At 39.8% G+C, this 15,864-nt stretch carries 15 protein-coding genes; 4 read left to right on the plus strand and 11 right to left on the minus strand.

The genetic code is table 11. The features are described 5' to 3' along the window. Positions 1-178: 178 nt before the first annotated feature. The gene (locus tag ACWU4D_RS03370) at positions 179-358 is read right to left on the minus strand and encodes a hypothetical protein (RefSeq protein ID WP_456049981.1); all 180 of its coding nucleotides are present in this window, start codon (positions 356-358) and stop codon (positions 179-181) included. Positions 359-833: 475 nt separating this feature from the next. On the opposite strand from ACWU4D_RS03370, the gene ACWU4D_RS03375 reads away from it, so the two are divergent. Further along, a complete protein-coding gene (locus tag ACWU4D_RS03375) occupies positions 834-1,508 on the plus strand; it encodes a hypothetical protein (protein ID WP_456049982.1) in 675 nt (224 codons plus the stop codon). Positions 1,509-1,629: 121 nt separating this feature from the next. On the opposite strand, the gene ACWU4D_RS03380 is transcribed toward ACWU4D_RS03375, so the two are convergent. From ACWU4D_RS03380 to ACWU4D_RS03395, 4 genes are all read right to left on the minus strand, one after another. Then, a complete protein-coding gene (locus tag ACWU4D_RS03380) occupies positions 1,630-2,610 on the minus strand; it encodes a TniB family NTP-binding protein (protein WP_456049983.1) in 981 nt (326 codons plus the stop codon). A gap of 22 nt (positions 2,611-2,632) precedes the next feature. After that, a complete protein-coding gene (locus ACWU4D_RS03385) occupies positions 2,633-4,507 on the minus strand; it encodes a Mu transposase C-terminal domain-containing protein (RefSeq protein WP_456049984.1) in 1,875 nt (624 codons plus the stop codon). Positions 4,508-4,509: 2 nt separating this feature from the next. After that, positions 4,510-5,130 carry a TnsA endonuclease N-terminal domain-containing protein gene (locus ACWU4D_RS03390; protein ID WP_456049985.1) on the minus strand — a complete coding sequence of 207 codons (621 nt, stop codon included), beginning with the start codon at positions 5,128-5,130 and terminating at the stop codon, positions 4,510-4,512. Positions 5,131-5,275: 145 nt separating this feature from the next. Next, entirely contained in the window at positions 5,276-6,319 is a 1,044-nt protein-coding gene (locus ACWU4D_RS03395; RefSeq protein WP_456049986.1) for a GMP reductase, read from the minus strand. A gap of 413 nt (positions 6,320-6,732) precedes the next feature. Between ACWU4D_RS03395 and ACWU4D_RS03400 the strand changes: the two genes are divergently transcribed. Beyond that, positions 6,733-7,287 (plus strand): outer membrane beta-barrel protein, encoded by a 555-nt coding sequence (locus ACWU4D_RS03400; protein ID WP_456049987.1) that lies wholly within the window; start codon positions 6,733-6,735, stop codon positions 7,285-7,287. 77 nt (positions 7,288-7,364) lie between these two features. Here the strand turns inward: ACWU4D_RS03400 and ACWU4D_RS03405 are convergent, their stop codons facing one another. The 4 genes from ACWU4D_RS03405 to ACWU4D_RS03420 form a co-directional block, all read right to left on the minus strand. Next, complete coding sequence (locus tag ACWU4D_RS03405; protein WP_456049988.1) at positions 7,365-8,840, minus strand: NAD(P)H-hydrate dehydratase; 1,476 nt, start codon at positions 8,838-8,840, stop codon at positions 7,365-7,367. A gap of 91 nt (positions 8,841-8,931) precedes the next feature. Then, positions 8,932-9,366 (minus strand): PAS domain-containing protein, encoded by a 435-nt coding sequence (locus ACWU4D_RS03410; protein ID WP_456049989.1) that lies wholly within the window; start codon positions 9,364-9,366, stop codon positions 8,932-8,934. 2 nt (positions 9,367-9,368) lie between these two features. Continuing rightward, positions 9,369-10,373, minus strand: a complete 1,005-nt coding sequence (locus ACWU4D_RS03415) for a response regulator (protein ID WP_456049990.1) — start codon at positions 10,371-10,373, stop codon at positions 9,369-9,371. Positions 10,374-10,475: 102 nt separating this feature from the next. Then, positions 10,476-10,715 (minus strand): hypothetical protein, encoded by a 240-nt coding sequence (locus ACWU4D_RS03420; protein ID WP_456049991.1) that lies wholly within the window; start codon positions 10,713-10,715, stop codon positions 10,476-10,478. A 592-nt stretch (positions 10,716-11,307) separates the two neighbouring features. On the opposite strand from ACWU4D_RS03420, the gene ACWU4D_RS03425 reads away from it, so the two are divergent. Then, positions 11,308-11,517 carry a cold-shock protein gene (locus ACWU4D_RS03425; RefSeq protein WP_456049992.1) on the plus strand — a complete coding sequence of 70 codons (210 nt, stop codon included), beginning with the start codon at positions 11,308-11,310 and terminating at the stop codon, positions 11,515-11,517. A 225-nt stretch (positions 11,518-11,742) separates the two neighbouring features. Beyond that, entirely contained in the window at positions 11,743-13,335 is a 1,593-nt protein-coding gene (norR, locus tag ACWU4D_RS03430) for a nitric oxide reductase transcriptional regulator NorR (RefSeq protein WP_456049993.1), read from the plus strand. Between the two features lie 21 nt (positions 13,336-13,356). Here norR and ACWU4D_RS03435 read toward each other — a convergent pair whose 3' ends face one another. After that, entirely contained in the window at positions 13,357-14,214 is an 858-nt protein-coding gene (locus ACWU4D_RS03435; protein WP_456049994.1) for a mechanosensitive ion channel family protein, read from the minus strand. A gap of 145 nt (positions 14,215-14,359) precedes the next feature. Beyond that, on the minus strand, positions 14,360-15,592 hold the full coding sequence (pepT, locus tag ACWU4D_RS03440; protein ID WP_456049995.1) for a peptidase T: 1,233 nt from the start codon (positions 15,590-15,592) through the stop codon (positions 14,360-14,362). Between the last annotated feature and the right edge of the window lie 272 nt (positions 15,593-15,864).

A 15,864-nucleotide genomic window follows, 5' to 3' on the forward strand; every position in this document is an offset into this window, starting at 1 on the left:
AGATTCATCTGGTGATACAGATGGTTCACTCATAAAGCGGTGAACAACGCTTCATACGACTTCAGGTCGCACGGGCAGAAACGTGCTAGCAACGATCTCGCAGGCACGCCTCTGGACAGAAGCTTGTTAGCCCCACAGCTGACCTAACACACTTCTGAACAAAGCTTGTTGAATCGATTTATATCGGATAGTGCTCAGCGTCGAATAAATATTCAAAGCGCTTTAACACTGCTTTATAGTCACCTTCGGAAGGTTCAAGACCAAGTTCATCCCATGAAACTGTAGCAAGTTCATCAGTATGTGCGGTATATGGAGTCATATCCTCTACCAACTCTTTCTCAGTCAATTTTCTACTCATAGCCAGCATCTCGATTCAACATGACATCAAGTAATTAGTAGCATTACAACCTATGCTTCTTAGAAAAGAACATAGCCAAGCGATAATCCAACGATCATAATAATGATTGTTGTTAAAGTCATATTGTTATCAACCCATTGGTCAAATCTACTCATCATCTACTCCACAATATCAACGTTTACTTAACAGTAATATATCAATCAGATTTATAATTTAAACTCATTTGAGGTCAAAAATATACCACCGTACAAATAATTTAACATTAATGAAATATAAGTAGCAAGATACAGCGCGCAATACAGCAACGCTCCAAAACGATAGTCCACGTATGGCATATTGACATGTATAACTAAATAATAAAATTAACTGGGAAACCTGATAAAATCGCAACCATTGAGCTAGTCATTTGACAGAGGGTTATATGATAATTTGGACACCAGAATTGGCACCCCCGATTCGAAAATGGGTAGACTCAGTGACTGAACAAATTATATGTTGCGAGTTAAGCGAATGGAATGGTACCGAATATCCTGATTTTGAATTAAATTTATCAAATCAATTCGGAGTAACTTGCTTACCACTGTATATCAACAATAAAAATTCATCGGAAAACTTTGATTCTATATGGAAATATTTAACTAGTAATAGAAATCTAATCCATGAGTATATTAATCGGCAGCACGAGTTTCGTCGTTCGATACTCTTCCAGCAATACGAAAACGGTGAACAGCTAGATTTGGGTTACTACGATTATATAGACCTACTATCACATCTAGAGGAAAGGGTTGTTTTATGTATAAGAGCCTTGCATTCATTTCACCCCAACTTATTGCCCTGGTTAGACTACATTGTGAATAAAACAAATATTAAAATTTTAATTCTCAATAGCAAAGGAATTAAAGGATTGGATCAGCTCAACCACTTTCCGAGAGCCATCTTACCCTCATATTCGAAAAAGGAGATAGTGGAAGCTTGTTCTAGAGCGGTTTACGATTTGACTGGAACTAGTATGAGCTATTCTGAATTAAGTTCTGCGTTTTCGAAATGCCATTCATTAAAAGAGTTTATTACAAAAGTCCAGACTGCAGCGGTGTACCAGAGCACTCCTTCGAAAATGAAACATCTTAACTATTTTAAAGAGGCACTTTGATATTTGTCTTCCAACAACAAATTAATCAAATAATGATTTGCAAACTGATAGATAGTAATGATCTAAACAATAATGGTCGAGTAGACGACAAAAGTACGTTACCGTTCTCAAATGGAGAACTTCAAAATATGTCTCTAGGAAACATGTCCTTTTCTTGCTGGTTAAGGTAGTTTCCCCACCCAATATCTTCAGGTGGATGTTGTATCTTTAATTCGCTCACTTTCACTTGAAATGGGTTTTGCTTTTCGCAAGCCGCCTTACTTACTTTTGGAGCTGCTTTGGCGAAGTGTTGAAGTAAAATCTTATTTGAATTATCACGCAAAGCGAGCCGACTAGACCTATTGATTAACTTTCGTATGCGGCGCAGGTTTCCGTGGGAGAACGCATATATGCGCTTCATCATATCAGGGGATGCAAGCTCTGAAGGTTCATGAAAAGGAAGTGCTTCATCAAGCATGATTAGAAAGGCCTTATAAAGAACAAGATTTTCTTTGTTGTTTAGTCGAAAAGGCTCAAGTGTATGTTGCAACTCAAAACGTCCCGCTAATTGATTATTTGCTTCCAAAATCACTACAGAGTAGGGCATACCGAACAGTACCACAGGAATCCTCGAACGAACGATGAGCATTTTCAGCCAATCGGCTGCACTATGTAAAACTTGCTTATTCTTTCGATCTATCATGTGTTGAAACTCATCAATAATAATTAGCTCAACTTTACATAGTTTCATTAAATCACTCATTTCTTTCGCAACTTTTACTGGGTCACTCCCTCTAGAAAAGGCTAATGGGTCACCCAGATCAGACAGCAATTGTTCAGAAGCTGTTATTGGGGTAGCGTTAGGAGGAAGAGAGGTTGATAGAATTGGGATAATAGAGCCATCAGTTGTCTCCGAGCGAGGATTTTTATCTAAGTATTTGTTAATAAGTGTTGTTTTACCAGACCCCGTATCTCCGACGACAATCATACAGTCTGGTTCATGGATACCATCACTAAACTCTCGACAATCTGAAATATCGGCAATTATGTCAGTAATTTGGGGATTATGGATAAAGATTTGTTTGACTTTATCGGCGGTTTTTTCTACTGCGTGATGCTCCATAATCAATCGCCTCTAAAATAATTTACTGTATAGACCAACCAGTAGTATTAACTTCAATGTCCCAATCTAACTCATCATCAAGGTCAGGGGTATTGCAAACGTTCGATTGTTGTTTCTTTGCTTTGGAAGTTGCTCTTTCTGAATGCTCTTTTACTCGTTGTACCCTTGACGTTGTTGTTATGCCTAAAGAGTTACGCTTTTTGCTCTGCCCTGTTTTTTCGATTGCCTCATCGATAATATCGAGGATTTTTCGCCACGCTTTAACTACATCTTTATGGTTGTAGTTTTTTCTAATATGTCGCCTTGCGTATTTACAACAGGTTTTGTGCAACCATTCTGAAACAGAATAGGCATAGTCAGCATCGATAGCTTCAACAGCAAAGAACTCTTCCCGCTGTTCATCAAGTACATAAACCCTTCCCAGACAACTGGGATCATACTTAATACGCACTTGTACACTTTTTAGATTGCTACCCGTTTTGTTACCAAAATATCGTGCTAAACGAGCACTGGTGTAGCGTATTGTAGTACCAATTCTAATCCCGTTCTTATCGAGAGCTACCCGATGGTTTTTTCCTAGATTGAATTTTAATTGTTCTCTTGTGCCTTTAAAGGGCCTTGGTGGAACAGAGGAATTTACAGCATCGAGCCAGCTTAAATTGGGTATATTATTTTCAAGCCCATTTTTCCCATTCTGATAGATGTCAATTATCCAGATATGAATCATTTCTTGCAGAAGTAAATGATCAACTACCGCATTTTCAAGTGGGTCGTAGTCTTTTCTCTCGAATATGTTGGTAAAGCTCTTTCCGGGTATCCTAGACAGTAGTCGATTGTTGATCGTGCGAAAGTAGCGCTCTACTGAGCCCTTAAGCCAAGGCTTTTTGGTTGGATTTTTCTTCACCTTGATCTTTAGTTCTTTGCAAGCGATTTTGAAGTCTCGACTGTTAAACTCAGCGCCATTATCGACAATCAAATGCTCGGGTAAGCCATAGCAAGGCCAAACTCCTTCTACCGAAGGATATAAATCTTTGATGTGATCTTTCGGTAGAATTGCATTTTCAAGTGCTAATGAGACTGAGAGGTAACTTGGTGGTTCGAATCCTAAGTAGAAGCCTACAATGCTTTTTGTATGAGTGTCATATAGAAGTGTAAGCCAAGGCCGGCCCAGCGGTATACCTTGGCGTTCATCAAGAACGAATAAATCAAGTCTGGTATGATCTGCCTCTACGCGTTCCAGCACTCGCGTTGTTGGCGGCCTTTGACCCACTTTCCTAAAGGTCGAGTCTGCAGCACTTTTTCCCTTCCGAAGAACGATTTTTTCGTACTCTGAGTGCTTTCTCAGTCTCTTCCTGAATGATTGTATTGAAAACAAATTGTACTGAGTGTCATGAGTTTCGTTATACCGAGAAACTTCAGTTTCAAGTGTGATATATGCCGACGCTGCAGTCTGCTCTTCAGCTGAAAAGTAATCGTTTATTGCTTCTTGAATTAATGGCTCGAGCTCTTCTGGAACGTTACTGCTTGTGTTTCCAGCTGTGATTTTAGGAATAAGTGCTGACAGCTGGAAATCTGATTTTTTAAAAGTTCTCCAATATCGCTCAATACTGCTGGCTGAAGGCGTACTTGAACCGAACTTTTCTTCTAAAATTGGCAATGCGTCAACTATTTCCTTTTTAGAAAAATTATTTCCATATCGCTCAATAAGAAACTCAATAACATTGTATCTATGTATAGCTTCGTCTCTCCGGTCTTCACTAACAACAAAAACATCCTTGAAAACCAGATCGACGTCTCTCCACAAAGGAAGCGACAACGTTTCTTTAGGCTTAGAAACCATGCCAGAGCTAGAGCTTGGAAACAGCTCACCAAATCGATCTGCGTCCTCATCATTCATCTTTAAGTACTCCAAATCTGAGTTTGCCAATTAATCGGCTGATGCATATCGATTTTCAAAAGTTGTCGAGCAATCAGGTCATAGAGAGCTGGTAATGCTCTTGAAGAATGAACAGCCGAGTATTGAACGATTTGCTCTATTCGTAGCTCTCCATATTTCCTGAATAGACTCAGTATCTGACGCTGGACTGAGTTAAGATTGTCGTTACAGGCATATCGATGGATGATCTTCAAGTTATCGAGTAACGGGTATAATTGAATATTCTCCTCAGTCAGAACTTTCAGGTCATTACCCATACTAAGCGCATGTTCTTTCCTAGCGGAAAAGATTTCTTTGAATTCTTCAGTTTCCGCGATGTGCTTTGGTTTTATCTCATAAAATGGTTGATAAGAGTCATAGTAAGTTACTAAAAAATCGGGCGTATACCTACGTAGTTTACCATCGAGATAATACTCGAAACCAATAGGTTGAGCTTCAAAAGTTAAAACCTGTGCTGAAAATTCAAAGTGAAAACAGGCATCAAACTCTAAGTCGGATTCGACTGTATGAATGGAGTCAGTTTTGAGGCTGACAAAGCGTGATATGTTTTTAATTGATGAATTTCTAAGAATTCGTTTCTTCATAACAAAACCACCATACCTGTTGTAAACTTACTAAAGTTTCGTATACTTTATAAGCTATTTTAAGGTATGGTTGTTTTTATTTCAACGTATGGTTTCGTAAAATCAACTTATGGTTGTTTTTACAACGCTCAATATTCTTATTCGACTATTCTTTCCCGTAGACGTTATTTTCTTGTTCCTGAACGCGAATAAACGTGGTTCTCTTCGTCAGCTCTTTTAAGGCTTCAGCACCAACATATGTGCATGTAGAACGTACACCACCAAGGATATCTTGAATCGTATCTTCGACACTGCCACGATATGGCAATAACACTGTCTTTCCTTCTGCTGCTCGATACTGAGCGACGCCGCCGGAGTGTTTGTCCATCGCAGATTGTGATGACATGCCGTAGAACTTCACGAAGGTTTCATTGTTCTTGTTAACCAGTTCTCCGCCAGACTCATTATGGCCTGCAAGCATACCGCCTAGCATAACGAAATCGGCACCACCACCAAATGCTTTCGACACATCACCCGGACAAGTACACCCACCATCACCAATAATGCGACCACCAAGGCCATGAGCAGCGTCAGCACATTCGATAATGGCTGAGAGTTGAGGATAACCAACGCCTGTTTTAACGCGAGTGGTGCAGACAGAGCCTGGGCCAATACCGACTTTCACAATGTCAGCACCTGCTAGAATCAATTCTTCAACCATATCGCCTGTAACAACATTGCCAGCGGAAATGATTTTATCTGGATACGCGGCACGAACTTGTTGAACAAATTCAACCAAGTGCTCTGAATAGCCATTAGCGATATCAATACAAATAAACGCTAAGTCATCACTCAGAGACAAAACCTCTGTCAGCTTTTTGAAATTAGCTTCCGATGTTCCCGTAGAAACCATAATATGCTTGAGAACAGATTCGTCTTCATTCGTCACAAAGTCGGCCCACTGCTCTACGCTGTAGTGCTTATGAACTGCGGTCATAACATCAAATTTGGCGAGCGCCCTAGCCATTTCAAAACTGGCAACAGAGTCCATATTCGCAGCAATAACTGGCACACCAGACCATTGACGACCACTATGCTTGAAGGTAAACTCGCGGGTTAAATTTACTTGAGAGCGGCTTTTTAAAGTAGAACGTTTCGGGCGAAACAGGACATCTTTAAAACCTAACTTAAGTTCTTGTTCGATACGCATGATGCATTTCCTTGTAATGAATATAGTGCCACTTGCTGTATATGAATATTTAGGTTGGCAGACCTTTACTCATAATTCGGACACAAAAAAACCGGAGCGTTGGCAGACGCTCCGGTTTTCAATATTATAGGGCCTGTTTTCTTTCCCGCAAGACTGATATTTCAAGTTTTTTTGTGATACTGTTTAGCAGTATATACCTAAGATAAAATGAAAATATGTCTTTTATGTATTAAAGGTTCCACAAAACTCACGACTAAATATGATATTCATTTCTTCTAGCGTAATATAAAAACCTATTTTTCTCTTAGGTGTAAATTGGTTCCTAACAATGTATCTGCTATTTGTTTAATTGGACGTTAATTTCGATTATTAGTTTTTGTGTTCTGCTAGAAATTACAATGGTATTTCTTCACATGAAGTACAGTTTAACTCGACACATATTATTCGCTCTAATTTTCACTCCAACTTTATCTGCATATGCAGAGGAAGAGCCACATCGTTTTTATATGGGGTCAGGTTTATCTTGGTTAAATATGGATTCGAAAGGCAGACAAGGGAGAATGTCGAGTATTAACTATAACTATATATTTAATCCATCTATTGCTTTGGATATTGGTTATTTGGATGTGAGCTCCGATGAAACGTATACGTCTCGTTACAGTACTTTAATGCCAAATGTTACGTATAAAGGGCTCTTTGGCGGCGCTAAAGTCCAACAAACGTTCTCTACAGCTATTGTCTACGCTAAAGGTGGCGTCAGTCTAACAAGCTATCAAACAGATCTTCACCTTAATAATAGTGATAACAGTTTAAATAATTATTTAATGTCTCCTTATTTCAGCTTGGGTGCAAATATCCCTGCTTTTTTTGAGCCAAGCTTAGATTTAAACCTTGAACTTTCATACCAAGACTTCGAATTTGACTATTCTAATACCATATTAATGTTGGGTGCACAGTATCGTTTTTAATATCGCGAATTAAATACCTTAACGCCAAATAATTCTAATTCTTCTGTATCTCATTTATAAAAATGACTCAACTCACTCTAATTTAATATAGGACGCAATTGCTCGATAACATCACTCGAAAGCAATCCATGTTGGCCCATTTGTTGCGCTTCTTGATCCCCCGCTCGACTATGAATCATGACACCAAGCCGAGCCGCTTCACTCACGTTTAATCCTTGTGCAAGTAATGACGTAATAATGCCTGCCAATACATCTCCCATACCTGCACTTGCCATTCCCGGATTTCCGCCAAGACATACCCACGTATTATCACCATCACACACAAGTGTACCCGGCCCTTTTAGTACAACTATTCCACCATATTTTTTCTGTAGAGCTTGTACCGATTGATAGCGGTTTGCTTCGATACTTTCAACCGTTGAATTTAATAACCTAGCCGCTTCTGCTGAATGAGGCGTGATCACTCGATATTCATCAACTGTGGGCTCATGCGATAAAAAATAAAGTGCATCAGCATCAACAACTTTAGGCTTATTACTTTCTCTGACGATATGATATATCGCCTTAGCCTGGACATCTCGCCCTAATCCAGGCCCCAAACCAATCACGTTACACCACTGCAGGCGAGACTCAATTCTAGGTAACTCATCCCAATCTGAACTCATGACTTCAGGAATAGCTATAAGCATAGGGGGAACATTGTTTTTATCACAAAGTGTCGCGACCATACCCGCGCCACACCTCGCTGCAGCTTTAGCCGCCAATATCAACGCCCCTCCCATTCCGGAATTTCCTCCAGTAAGTAAGACCTTGCCATATGTCCCTTTATGAGAATTCGAACGCCGAGCTGGCAACTTAAGAACGGTACCTTCAGAGCAAATCGCCATCGCCGTCGGTGTATTTTGTTGGTTAAACACATCTTCTATGCCTAGTCCGGCAAAATGCAACTCCCCGACATAATCTCGTGCCTGCCCTGTTACAAGTCCTTGCTTTAATCCAATAAAACTCACTGTATGATCAGCTTGAATAGAAGCTCCCAGAACGATACCCGTATCACCACATAATCCAGAAGGGATATCGACTGCGATAATAGGGGCTTCGTTTTGATTGAGCTTATCAATTACCGCCCTTACCTCCGGTCGAACATTTCCCTTTATACCTGTACCCAAAACAGCGTCAATTACTACGTCAACGGTCCCAGATACTTTTTCGGTAGTTGCATCAAACACCTGGCCTCCATTTCTCAGCCAATGCAAATACGCTTTATACGCATCACCAGTGAGCTGTTCTGGCTCTCCTAGCTGCCAAACCGTCACGAACAGACCGACTGATTTCGCTAAGCTTGCGACGACATATCCATCACCACCATTATTGCCAGTACCACAACAGACCAACCAACGCTCAGAACTCGGATATTGAGCCATACCAATAGCAAATACCGCCTGCCCAGCTCGCTCCATTAAACTGTACATTTCAAGCCCTTTGGCATTTGCAGCTGGTTGTTCACCCGCTCTGACTTGCTCCATAGAATAAAATCGGTCACTCATTGTCATAGTTTCTTCACTTAACTCTCAAATAGAACAAATGGATAAACCCAAAAAGCATCGCTAGCTAGTTGGGTTAAGTTAGATTGGGTGATTCAAATTAGGAATTTTTTGAAGCAATGGCTTCGGTAGTCGCATCTTGAATAGAAAGAAATAGAGAATTGATTTTGCCAGTAGGTGTACGCATCGGATTAAGCGTAATGTTCTGGTACATAAAATCGGCTTGCTGAGTGATTGGATGGACATTCCGGCATTTAAATAAGTATGGACGTTGCTGCCATGTAATGAAACTACGACACCCCAGATCATATACTGGCTTAGTTTTTAACTTAAACCACTCTTCGGGAATTTCAGGAAACAATTCAAAAATCGATTTATCTAATGCGTCCGCAGCATGCAACCCACTATGGTGAGTCATAAAGCCATTCCACAATTGGACATTAAAATCTCGATCGATCACGATAAGACCTAAATCGACATTCTGAACCATGTCTACCATCCAATGAAATTGCTCAAATTCAGCAGGTAAGTTCATGGTTAAAAATCCTCCATTAGATATGAAAGCTTGTTATCTAGTAACGGCAGTGATTCATCGACAAACATAAATAAAAGATCACAGCGAATAGAGGTACTTTCAATGTTATAACTCACTTCGAACGTCATGGTTCTGCTAAACGACCCTGTGGTTGAACTGATCACAGATTCTATTGGAATATGTTGCCCTAGGAGAACCGGTGAGCTTTGAAAAAAGCGAACTTCTGATTGTTGACCTAAACCATTTAAAAAAGAACCCACCAGAATATTTGAAACATCCATTAGCAATTCGAGCTCTTCTAGATCATCACTTTCGGCAGGGATTTTCATCAAATGCTTTAAATCACTGACGCTGGAGTCACTAAGTAAAACCAACGCTTCACCGGCAATACCCTCGCCGCTAAAACCCTGGCACACACCCGATACTTGATCATTTTCCGCTAAATCTTTTAGCGCCATATGCAATTCACTGACTTCCAGTATATTTACATTTGGAAGCGGCAATTCAACGAACACATCAAAATGACGAGCCAGAGCATCGGCAGCTCGCCCAATAGCTACGTTAGCGACTTCCATATAAATATCGCGTCGCTTGAGCACAGGAAGATCAACAGAAACAGGAGTGACGATCTGAGGCTGTGTTGGGCGCTCGACCAATTGCTTCAACACATCATTAAGAATTGATTTATCGATTGGTTTTTGAATAAATGCTTTCGCGCCAAGAGACAAAACTCTATCTTTTGCTTTTGGCTGAATGTCCCCAGAAACCACGACAACAGGAACATTAATATTTTGTTTCCGAATTTCTTCTAGTGTCTCAAAGCCATCCAGCTCAGGCATGGTGAGATCAAGAAACATTAACTTGTATTCTTTTTCGTTGAGCTTTTCTATTCCGTCACGCCCATGTACGGCGAAAGTAATGTCTGCATTCAATGATGCAGGTAAAGAACGCGCCATTTGCTTACGAGCTAATGCTGAATCATCACAAATTAAGACGGGTAACGACATGGTTATATCCTAATATTTAACCAGCTCTATCTTCAATTTTCGGCGTAAATAGACTTCTCAGTTTCACTACGAAAATCAAACATAAAGCTACCAACTAATAGTTCATAGACCAGGCCAAAACGTCAGAGTAATCACTTTAATGACAAATGCCATTATTACCATCGCAATACCCAGTCTATAACGTCTAAACTCATCGACGGACATTGGTACTCGTTTGAAAAACATCGTTGCAATCCCGCCCCAATCTCGGGTCCGAATTCCATATTGGACGATACTCAACAAGATAGCGATAACACCAAATGTTAGTAGCCCTTTTTCAAACCAAAATAGTACTAAGCCCATATTAACCTCTTGTTATCTTTTGCACTCGTGTTTTCCTTTGAGCGTAAGATTAAAACAAAAAGAGATAAGTCACCTTAACACTATAGTCGAACATCAGAATTTGCAGGAAAAAAGTCTCTCTGGTTTAAATTAAAATGTGGTGTAAACATCAACAAACGAGAAAGTGTTCGTTGTTACATTGAACCAAATTCACTTTTAATGTGTATGAATGACCCATTATTGAGGACTAATTCTCAAAAATTTCCTTTTAATCTCTAGCTATGAGTAATATTTAAGATAAACCACAATTTACCATTTACAATCACACACAATATTGACAATAAAATTAGTTCATATTTATTAATAGGTTAGCTCTAATAACCAAATATAAATTGATGCATGCTTCAAAATTATCCAATAAAATGTATAGATCGTATTGACAAGGCAAGTAATCGATTTACACTAAAGTTAGCTTGAAAATCGTTTATTTGTTTGCGTATACATATCGTTGGATTAATAATACTCCAGTCATGTGGTAGCAATAGCAATCAACATTTCCACGCTAGTACCGCCGCTATCGGCTCTGTTTAATTAGTATTATTAGGATAAAATTATGTCTAACACAGTGACTGGCACTGTAAAGTGGTTCAACGAAACTAAAGGTTTTGGCTTCATTCAACAAGAGAACGGCCCAGACGTTTTCGCACACTTCAGTGCTATCCAAGGCGACGGTTTCCGTACTCTAGCTGAAGGTCAAAAAGTTGAATTTGTTGTTTCTCAAGGTCAAAAAGGACCTCAAGCTGAGAACATCCAAGTCCTATAATTTTAGTAGGCCAATAATTTAAAAAATAGTCAGCTATGCTGACTATTTTTATTTCTAGTGCCATTCCAACTAACCCCCGATCAACAGCAATAAGTCATTCTCTTTTTCTTCTCTCACTATTCCATTAATCGATGTCAAAAAACGGCGATAACCTCTCTATTTAACTGCTGACAGATATATCTAGTTGACTCTATAATGCTAGAAAATCGCCAACGGTAACTCTATGTGCAAAATTTTTCTAAAGCTAATTTAGCTGAACTCACCATTGGTTTAGCTAACGCACTAAATGATCAAGATCGTTTTAATCGTCTGATTGATGCTGTTCGCAAAGTCATTAGTTGTGATTGTATTGTATTAATGGCTCGCAAAGAGAAGACTCTCGTGCCTCTCTCAATGCAGGGGCTAACTCGAGATACACTCGGACGTCGATTTATCATTGATGATCACCCGAGATTTACTGCCATCTGCAATAGTCACTCTCCTGTTCGGTTTAGTTCCCATAGTAAAATGCCCGATCCATTTGACGGATTACTATTAGACCATTCTGGTGATGTACCTATTCACTCATGTATGGGCCTCCCATTAATGTTTGGTGAAGAATTATTAGGTGTTCTCACCCTAGATAGCTTACAAATTGACGCATTTGATGAAATACCCGACCGCAATCTAGAAATTTTATCGGCGATTGCTGCTTCAACATTAAAAATGGCGCTAACGATGTCTCAATTAGAGGCTCAAGCATTGAATACTCAACAACGTATGGAAGAACTCAACCAAGAAGCTTCCAAACACAATCAAGGCGAATTGATCGGAGCGAGCAAGCTGTTGGTCAATATGAAAGCAGATATTGATGTCGTGGCTCCTTCTAATTTCAACATTCTAATTTATGGTGAAACTGGAGTTGGAAAAGAATTGGTGGCTAGGCAAATACACAATCAATCACCTCGCCATCGTCAACCTTTGATATACGTTAACTGTGCTGCGATACCTGAAAACCTAGTGGAAAGCGAACTTTTTGGGCATGTAAAAGGCGCATTTACTGGAGCAGATAGAGATAGGCTTGGAAAATTTGCTTTAGCAGATGGCGGGACCCTTTTGCTTGACGAAATAGGTGAATTACCATTGGCAGCTCAAAGCAAGTTACTTAGAGCCCTTCAAAACAATGAAATACAGCCCGTCGGAAAAGATAATATTCAAACCATTGATGTGCGTGTTCTTGCTGCAACAAACCGAGATTTAAAACAAGAAGTTGATCAAGGGCGATTTCGTGCAGATTTATATCACCGATTAAGTGTTTATCCCATTCGCGTACCAGCTCTTCGCGAGCGTAATGATGATATCGCATTGCTATCAGGGTATTTTCTCGAAAACGCTAGACGCAGGCTCGGGCTTGATAACTTAAAGCTCTCACTTGAAGCTCTCAGTTTAATTAATCAATATTCTTGGCCAGGAAACGTTCGCGAACTTGAACATGTTATCAATCGTGCAACATTGAGAGCAAAAGCTAGACAAAGGAATGGAGAGACAAAAGTTATCTCAGTCACCGTTGATGATATTGGCGAGCTGGACATTACCCAAGTGCATGATAATCAATCCAACCAGCCAGTAGTTCATCCACCTAATAACATCGATTATCAACAAGGGTTACGTGAAGCAACCAATACCTTCCAAGCTAAAATTATCCGTCAGGCCCTCATTGATTCAAATTTCAATTGGGCCAAAGCAGGAAGAGAGCTCAATGTTGACCGTGCTAACCTCACCCGACTGGCAAAAAGGCTTGGAATTGAGGTAGAAAAAAACCACAAAATACTTGGCTAAATCATTCAACGACTGACTTTCTTAACCCTGAATTAACGATTCTGTATCAGGAAAAGAGAGTTGGTATTGCGTCATAAAATCTGCGCGAATAAGTTGCTCTAACTCCCCTGCTCGTTCTGTAGGGCAAAACAACATAAAGTAGAGTACTTGTTCGCCATGTTCTCCATTATCGATGCGCACGAGCGGCTCAGGGCCCGGTAAATCAACCCCTGCATGCCTTTCTACAACACTATTATAGCGCTTAGCTACCTCAATAAAATCCTCACAATGTTGGTCAATCTGTTCTTTTAATGTTGGAATTATTGGATAGAGATTAACAAACCGAGGAATCACAATATCAAAACTGTGGTAGACATACCTCTTCATGAAATTAAGATTTTTTACTGGAAAAGAAAAGAACATACTGTTTGGTAACGTGGCGGTTTTTCCAGTGTAATGATAGAAACCACGACTTACATCTAATTCTTGAATCGTTGTTGCCATCAGGTTATGTTCGATAACTTCGCCACATAACGTCCCAACTTCAATCCAATCACCAATGACGAAAGAACGTGAACTTGCACGTTGTATTGAGCCAGTGAAGCAAAGAATAATCTCTTTTGATGCCAACACAATAGCTACTGCAATGGCGGTCACGGAGAGTGCAAAGTGATTTATCTCAGTACGCCAAATAAGAAAAGTGACAAAAATAATGAGTAAGGAGACGCTATTTTTAGTTCGTGACATCCATTTGCGTTGCTTTTCGGAGAGAAACGCAACATCTCCACGAATGCGATTAAGCAACACTCTTCGTATTATCAAAATATATATGATCAGAAGAATGCTGCTCAACAACTTATGCGTTGATAGATACTCGATAATGATGTCAATTTCTACCACTGACCAACTCCCAAAAAGAAAGCTTCACACCTGTACGTGTAAAGTCAAATTGTTGAACTACGATATCGCAATTTTAGCTAATTTGAAGAGTTTAGTAGAGTATCAATCAAATTTTTAGAAATAAAGCTAACTGTCGTATTTTCAATTACTTTAATTGATAGGTTGCTGTATTTTTAGCAATTTTTATAATAACTTCTGTCGCCTTGATCATACCTTCAATCGACACGAATTCATGGATACTATGAAAGTTATACGTACCTGTGAACAAATTTGGACATGGAAGCCCCTTAAACGAAAGTGCTGCTCCATCGGTTCCACCTCGAATTGGCTGCATAACAGGAACCACATCTGCGTCTAGCATGGCCTGCTTCGCAATATCTAGGATATGAGGATGAGGTTCAATCATCTCTTTCATGTTTTTATAAAGATCAACAAACTCGACATCAACGGAACCATGGCGATAAAGCCCACCAACCTCTTGCGCGAGTGAACGAATAAAAGCTTTTCTTTGCTCCAAACCTTGAAGTTCAAAATCACGCAGAAGGTAATTTAACTCACTGTATTCAATACCTAGATTACCCGACGATAAATGATAGAACCCTTCATAATCAGTCGTTTTATTAGGTACTTCGTCGGTAGGAATCGCCATTTCAAATTTAGCTGCTAACCGCATGCTATTGACCATCTTCCCTTTTGCTTTTCCTGGGTGCACTCCATTTCCATAAAAGCGAACAGTCGCATTCGAAGCATTAAAGTTCTCATATTCAAGCTCACCAATGCCACCACCATCAACGGTATAAGCCCAAGCAGCGCCAAATTTATCAACATCGAATTTATCTGCACCACGGCCAATTTCTTCATCTGGAGTAAAGGCGATACAGATCTCTCCATGGGGAATCTCCGGGTGCTGTTTAAGAAACTCCACGGCAGTAAGGATTTCTGCAATACCTGCTTTATCATCGGCACCAAGCAACGTATTGCCATCGGTAGTGATCAGGTTATGTCCGTACAACTGATTTAGCTCAGGATATTGAATAGGGGACAACACATGATCTCCACGCCCCAATGCGATATCACCACCTTGGTAAGATTCTACAATTTGAGGGATGACATTCTTTGCGGGTGCATCTGGAGACGTATCCATATGAGCGATAAGTCCAATTGATGGCACAGCATAGTCGACATTCGAATGCAGTTTCGCCATTACATACCCATTCTCATCAAGAGAAACATCGCTTAGCCCAATATCGATAAGCTCTTGCTCAAGCATTTGGGCAAACTTCATTTGCCCTGACGAACTAGGACAACCATTTCGATTGGGATTGGATTGACTATCGATAATCACGTAACTTAAAAATCTATCGAGTAAATTATCCATTTTATCTCCGACACTAAATATATAACTCTGCAAAACCGACGGATAAATGATCTATATTCTATATTTCAACCGGCTGGCATGGGTCAGTTCTTACTTATAGTATCGATAAATAAAAAGTGAGGATTGCTGCAAATCACTTTTAATCCATTTAGAGAGGATAAGTCGGGGAAATTACGTGCTAAGTTGCTTCAAATCAAAGTTATTCTCAATCTCATTTAAAAGAATCAGGCTAATAAAACTTATTAACATTCACTTTCCTGAACAACCGATTA

Source organism: Vibrio phycocola, assembly GCF_053850235.1.

Excerpts from the sequence above, each read along its gene's own strand:
- ACWU4D_RS03400 (WP_456049987.1), top strand. The coding sequence starts at position 6,733 with ATGAAGTACAGTTTAACTCGACACATATTATTCGCTCTAATTTTCACT.
- ACWU4D_RS03380 (WP_456049983.1), bottom strand. The coding sequence starts at position 2,610 with ATGGAGCATCACGCAGTAGAAAAAACCGCCGATAAAGTCAAACAAATC.
- ACWU4D_RS03425 (WP_456049992.1), top strand. The coding sequence starts at position 11,308 with ATGTCTAACACAGTGACTGGCACTGTAAAGTGGTTCAACGAAACTAAA.
- ACWU4D_RS03395 (WP_456049986.1), bottom strand. The coding sequence starts at position 6,319 with ATGCGTATCGAACAAGAACTTAAGTTAGGTTTTAAAGATGTCCTGTTT.
- ACWU4D_RS03415 (WP_456049990.1), bottom strand. The coding sequence starts at position 10,373 with ATGTCGTTACCCGTCTTAATTTGTGATGATTCAGCATTAGCTCGTAAG.
- ACWU4D_RS03385 (WP_456049984.1), bottom strand. The coding sequence starts at position 4,507 with ATGAATGATGAGGACGCAGATCGATTTGGTGAGCTGTTTCCAAGCTCT.
- ACWU4D_RS03420 (WP_456049991.1), bottom strand. The coding sequence starts at position 10,715 with ATGGGCTTAGTACTATTTTGGTTTGAAAAAGGGCTACTAACATTTGGT.
- ACWU4D_RS03410 (WP_456049989.1), bottom strand. The coding sequence starts at position 9,366 with ATGAACTTACCTGCTGAATTTGAGCAATTTCATTGGATGGTAGACATG.
- ACWU4D_RS03405 (WP_456049988.1), bottom strand. The coding sequence starts at position 8,840 with ATGACAATGAGTGACCGATTTTATTCTATGGAGCAAGTCAGAGCGGGT.
- ACWU4D_RS03390 (WP_456049985.1), bottom strand. The coding sequence starts at position 5,130 with ATGAAGAAACGAATTCTTAGAAATTCATCAATTAAAAACATATCACGC.
- pepT (WP_456049995.1), bottom strand. The coding sequence starts at position 15,592 with ATGGATAATTTACTCGATAGATTTTTAAGTTACGTGATTATCGATAGT.
- ACWU4D_RS03370 (WP_456049981.1), bottom strand. The coding sequence starts at position 358 with ATGAGTAGAAAATTGACTGAGAAAGAGTTGGTAGAGGATATGACTCCA.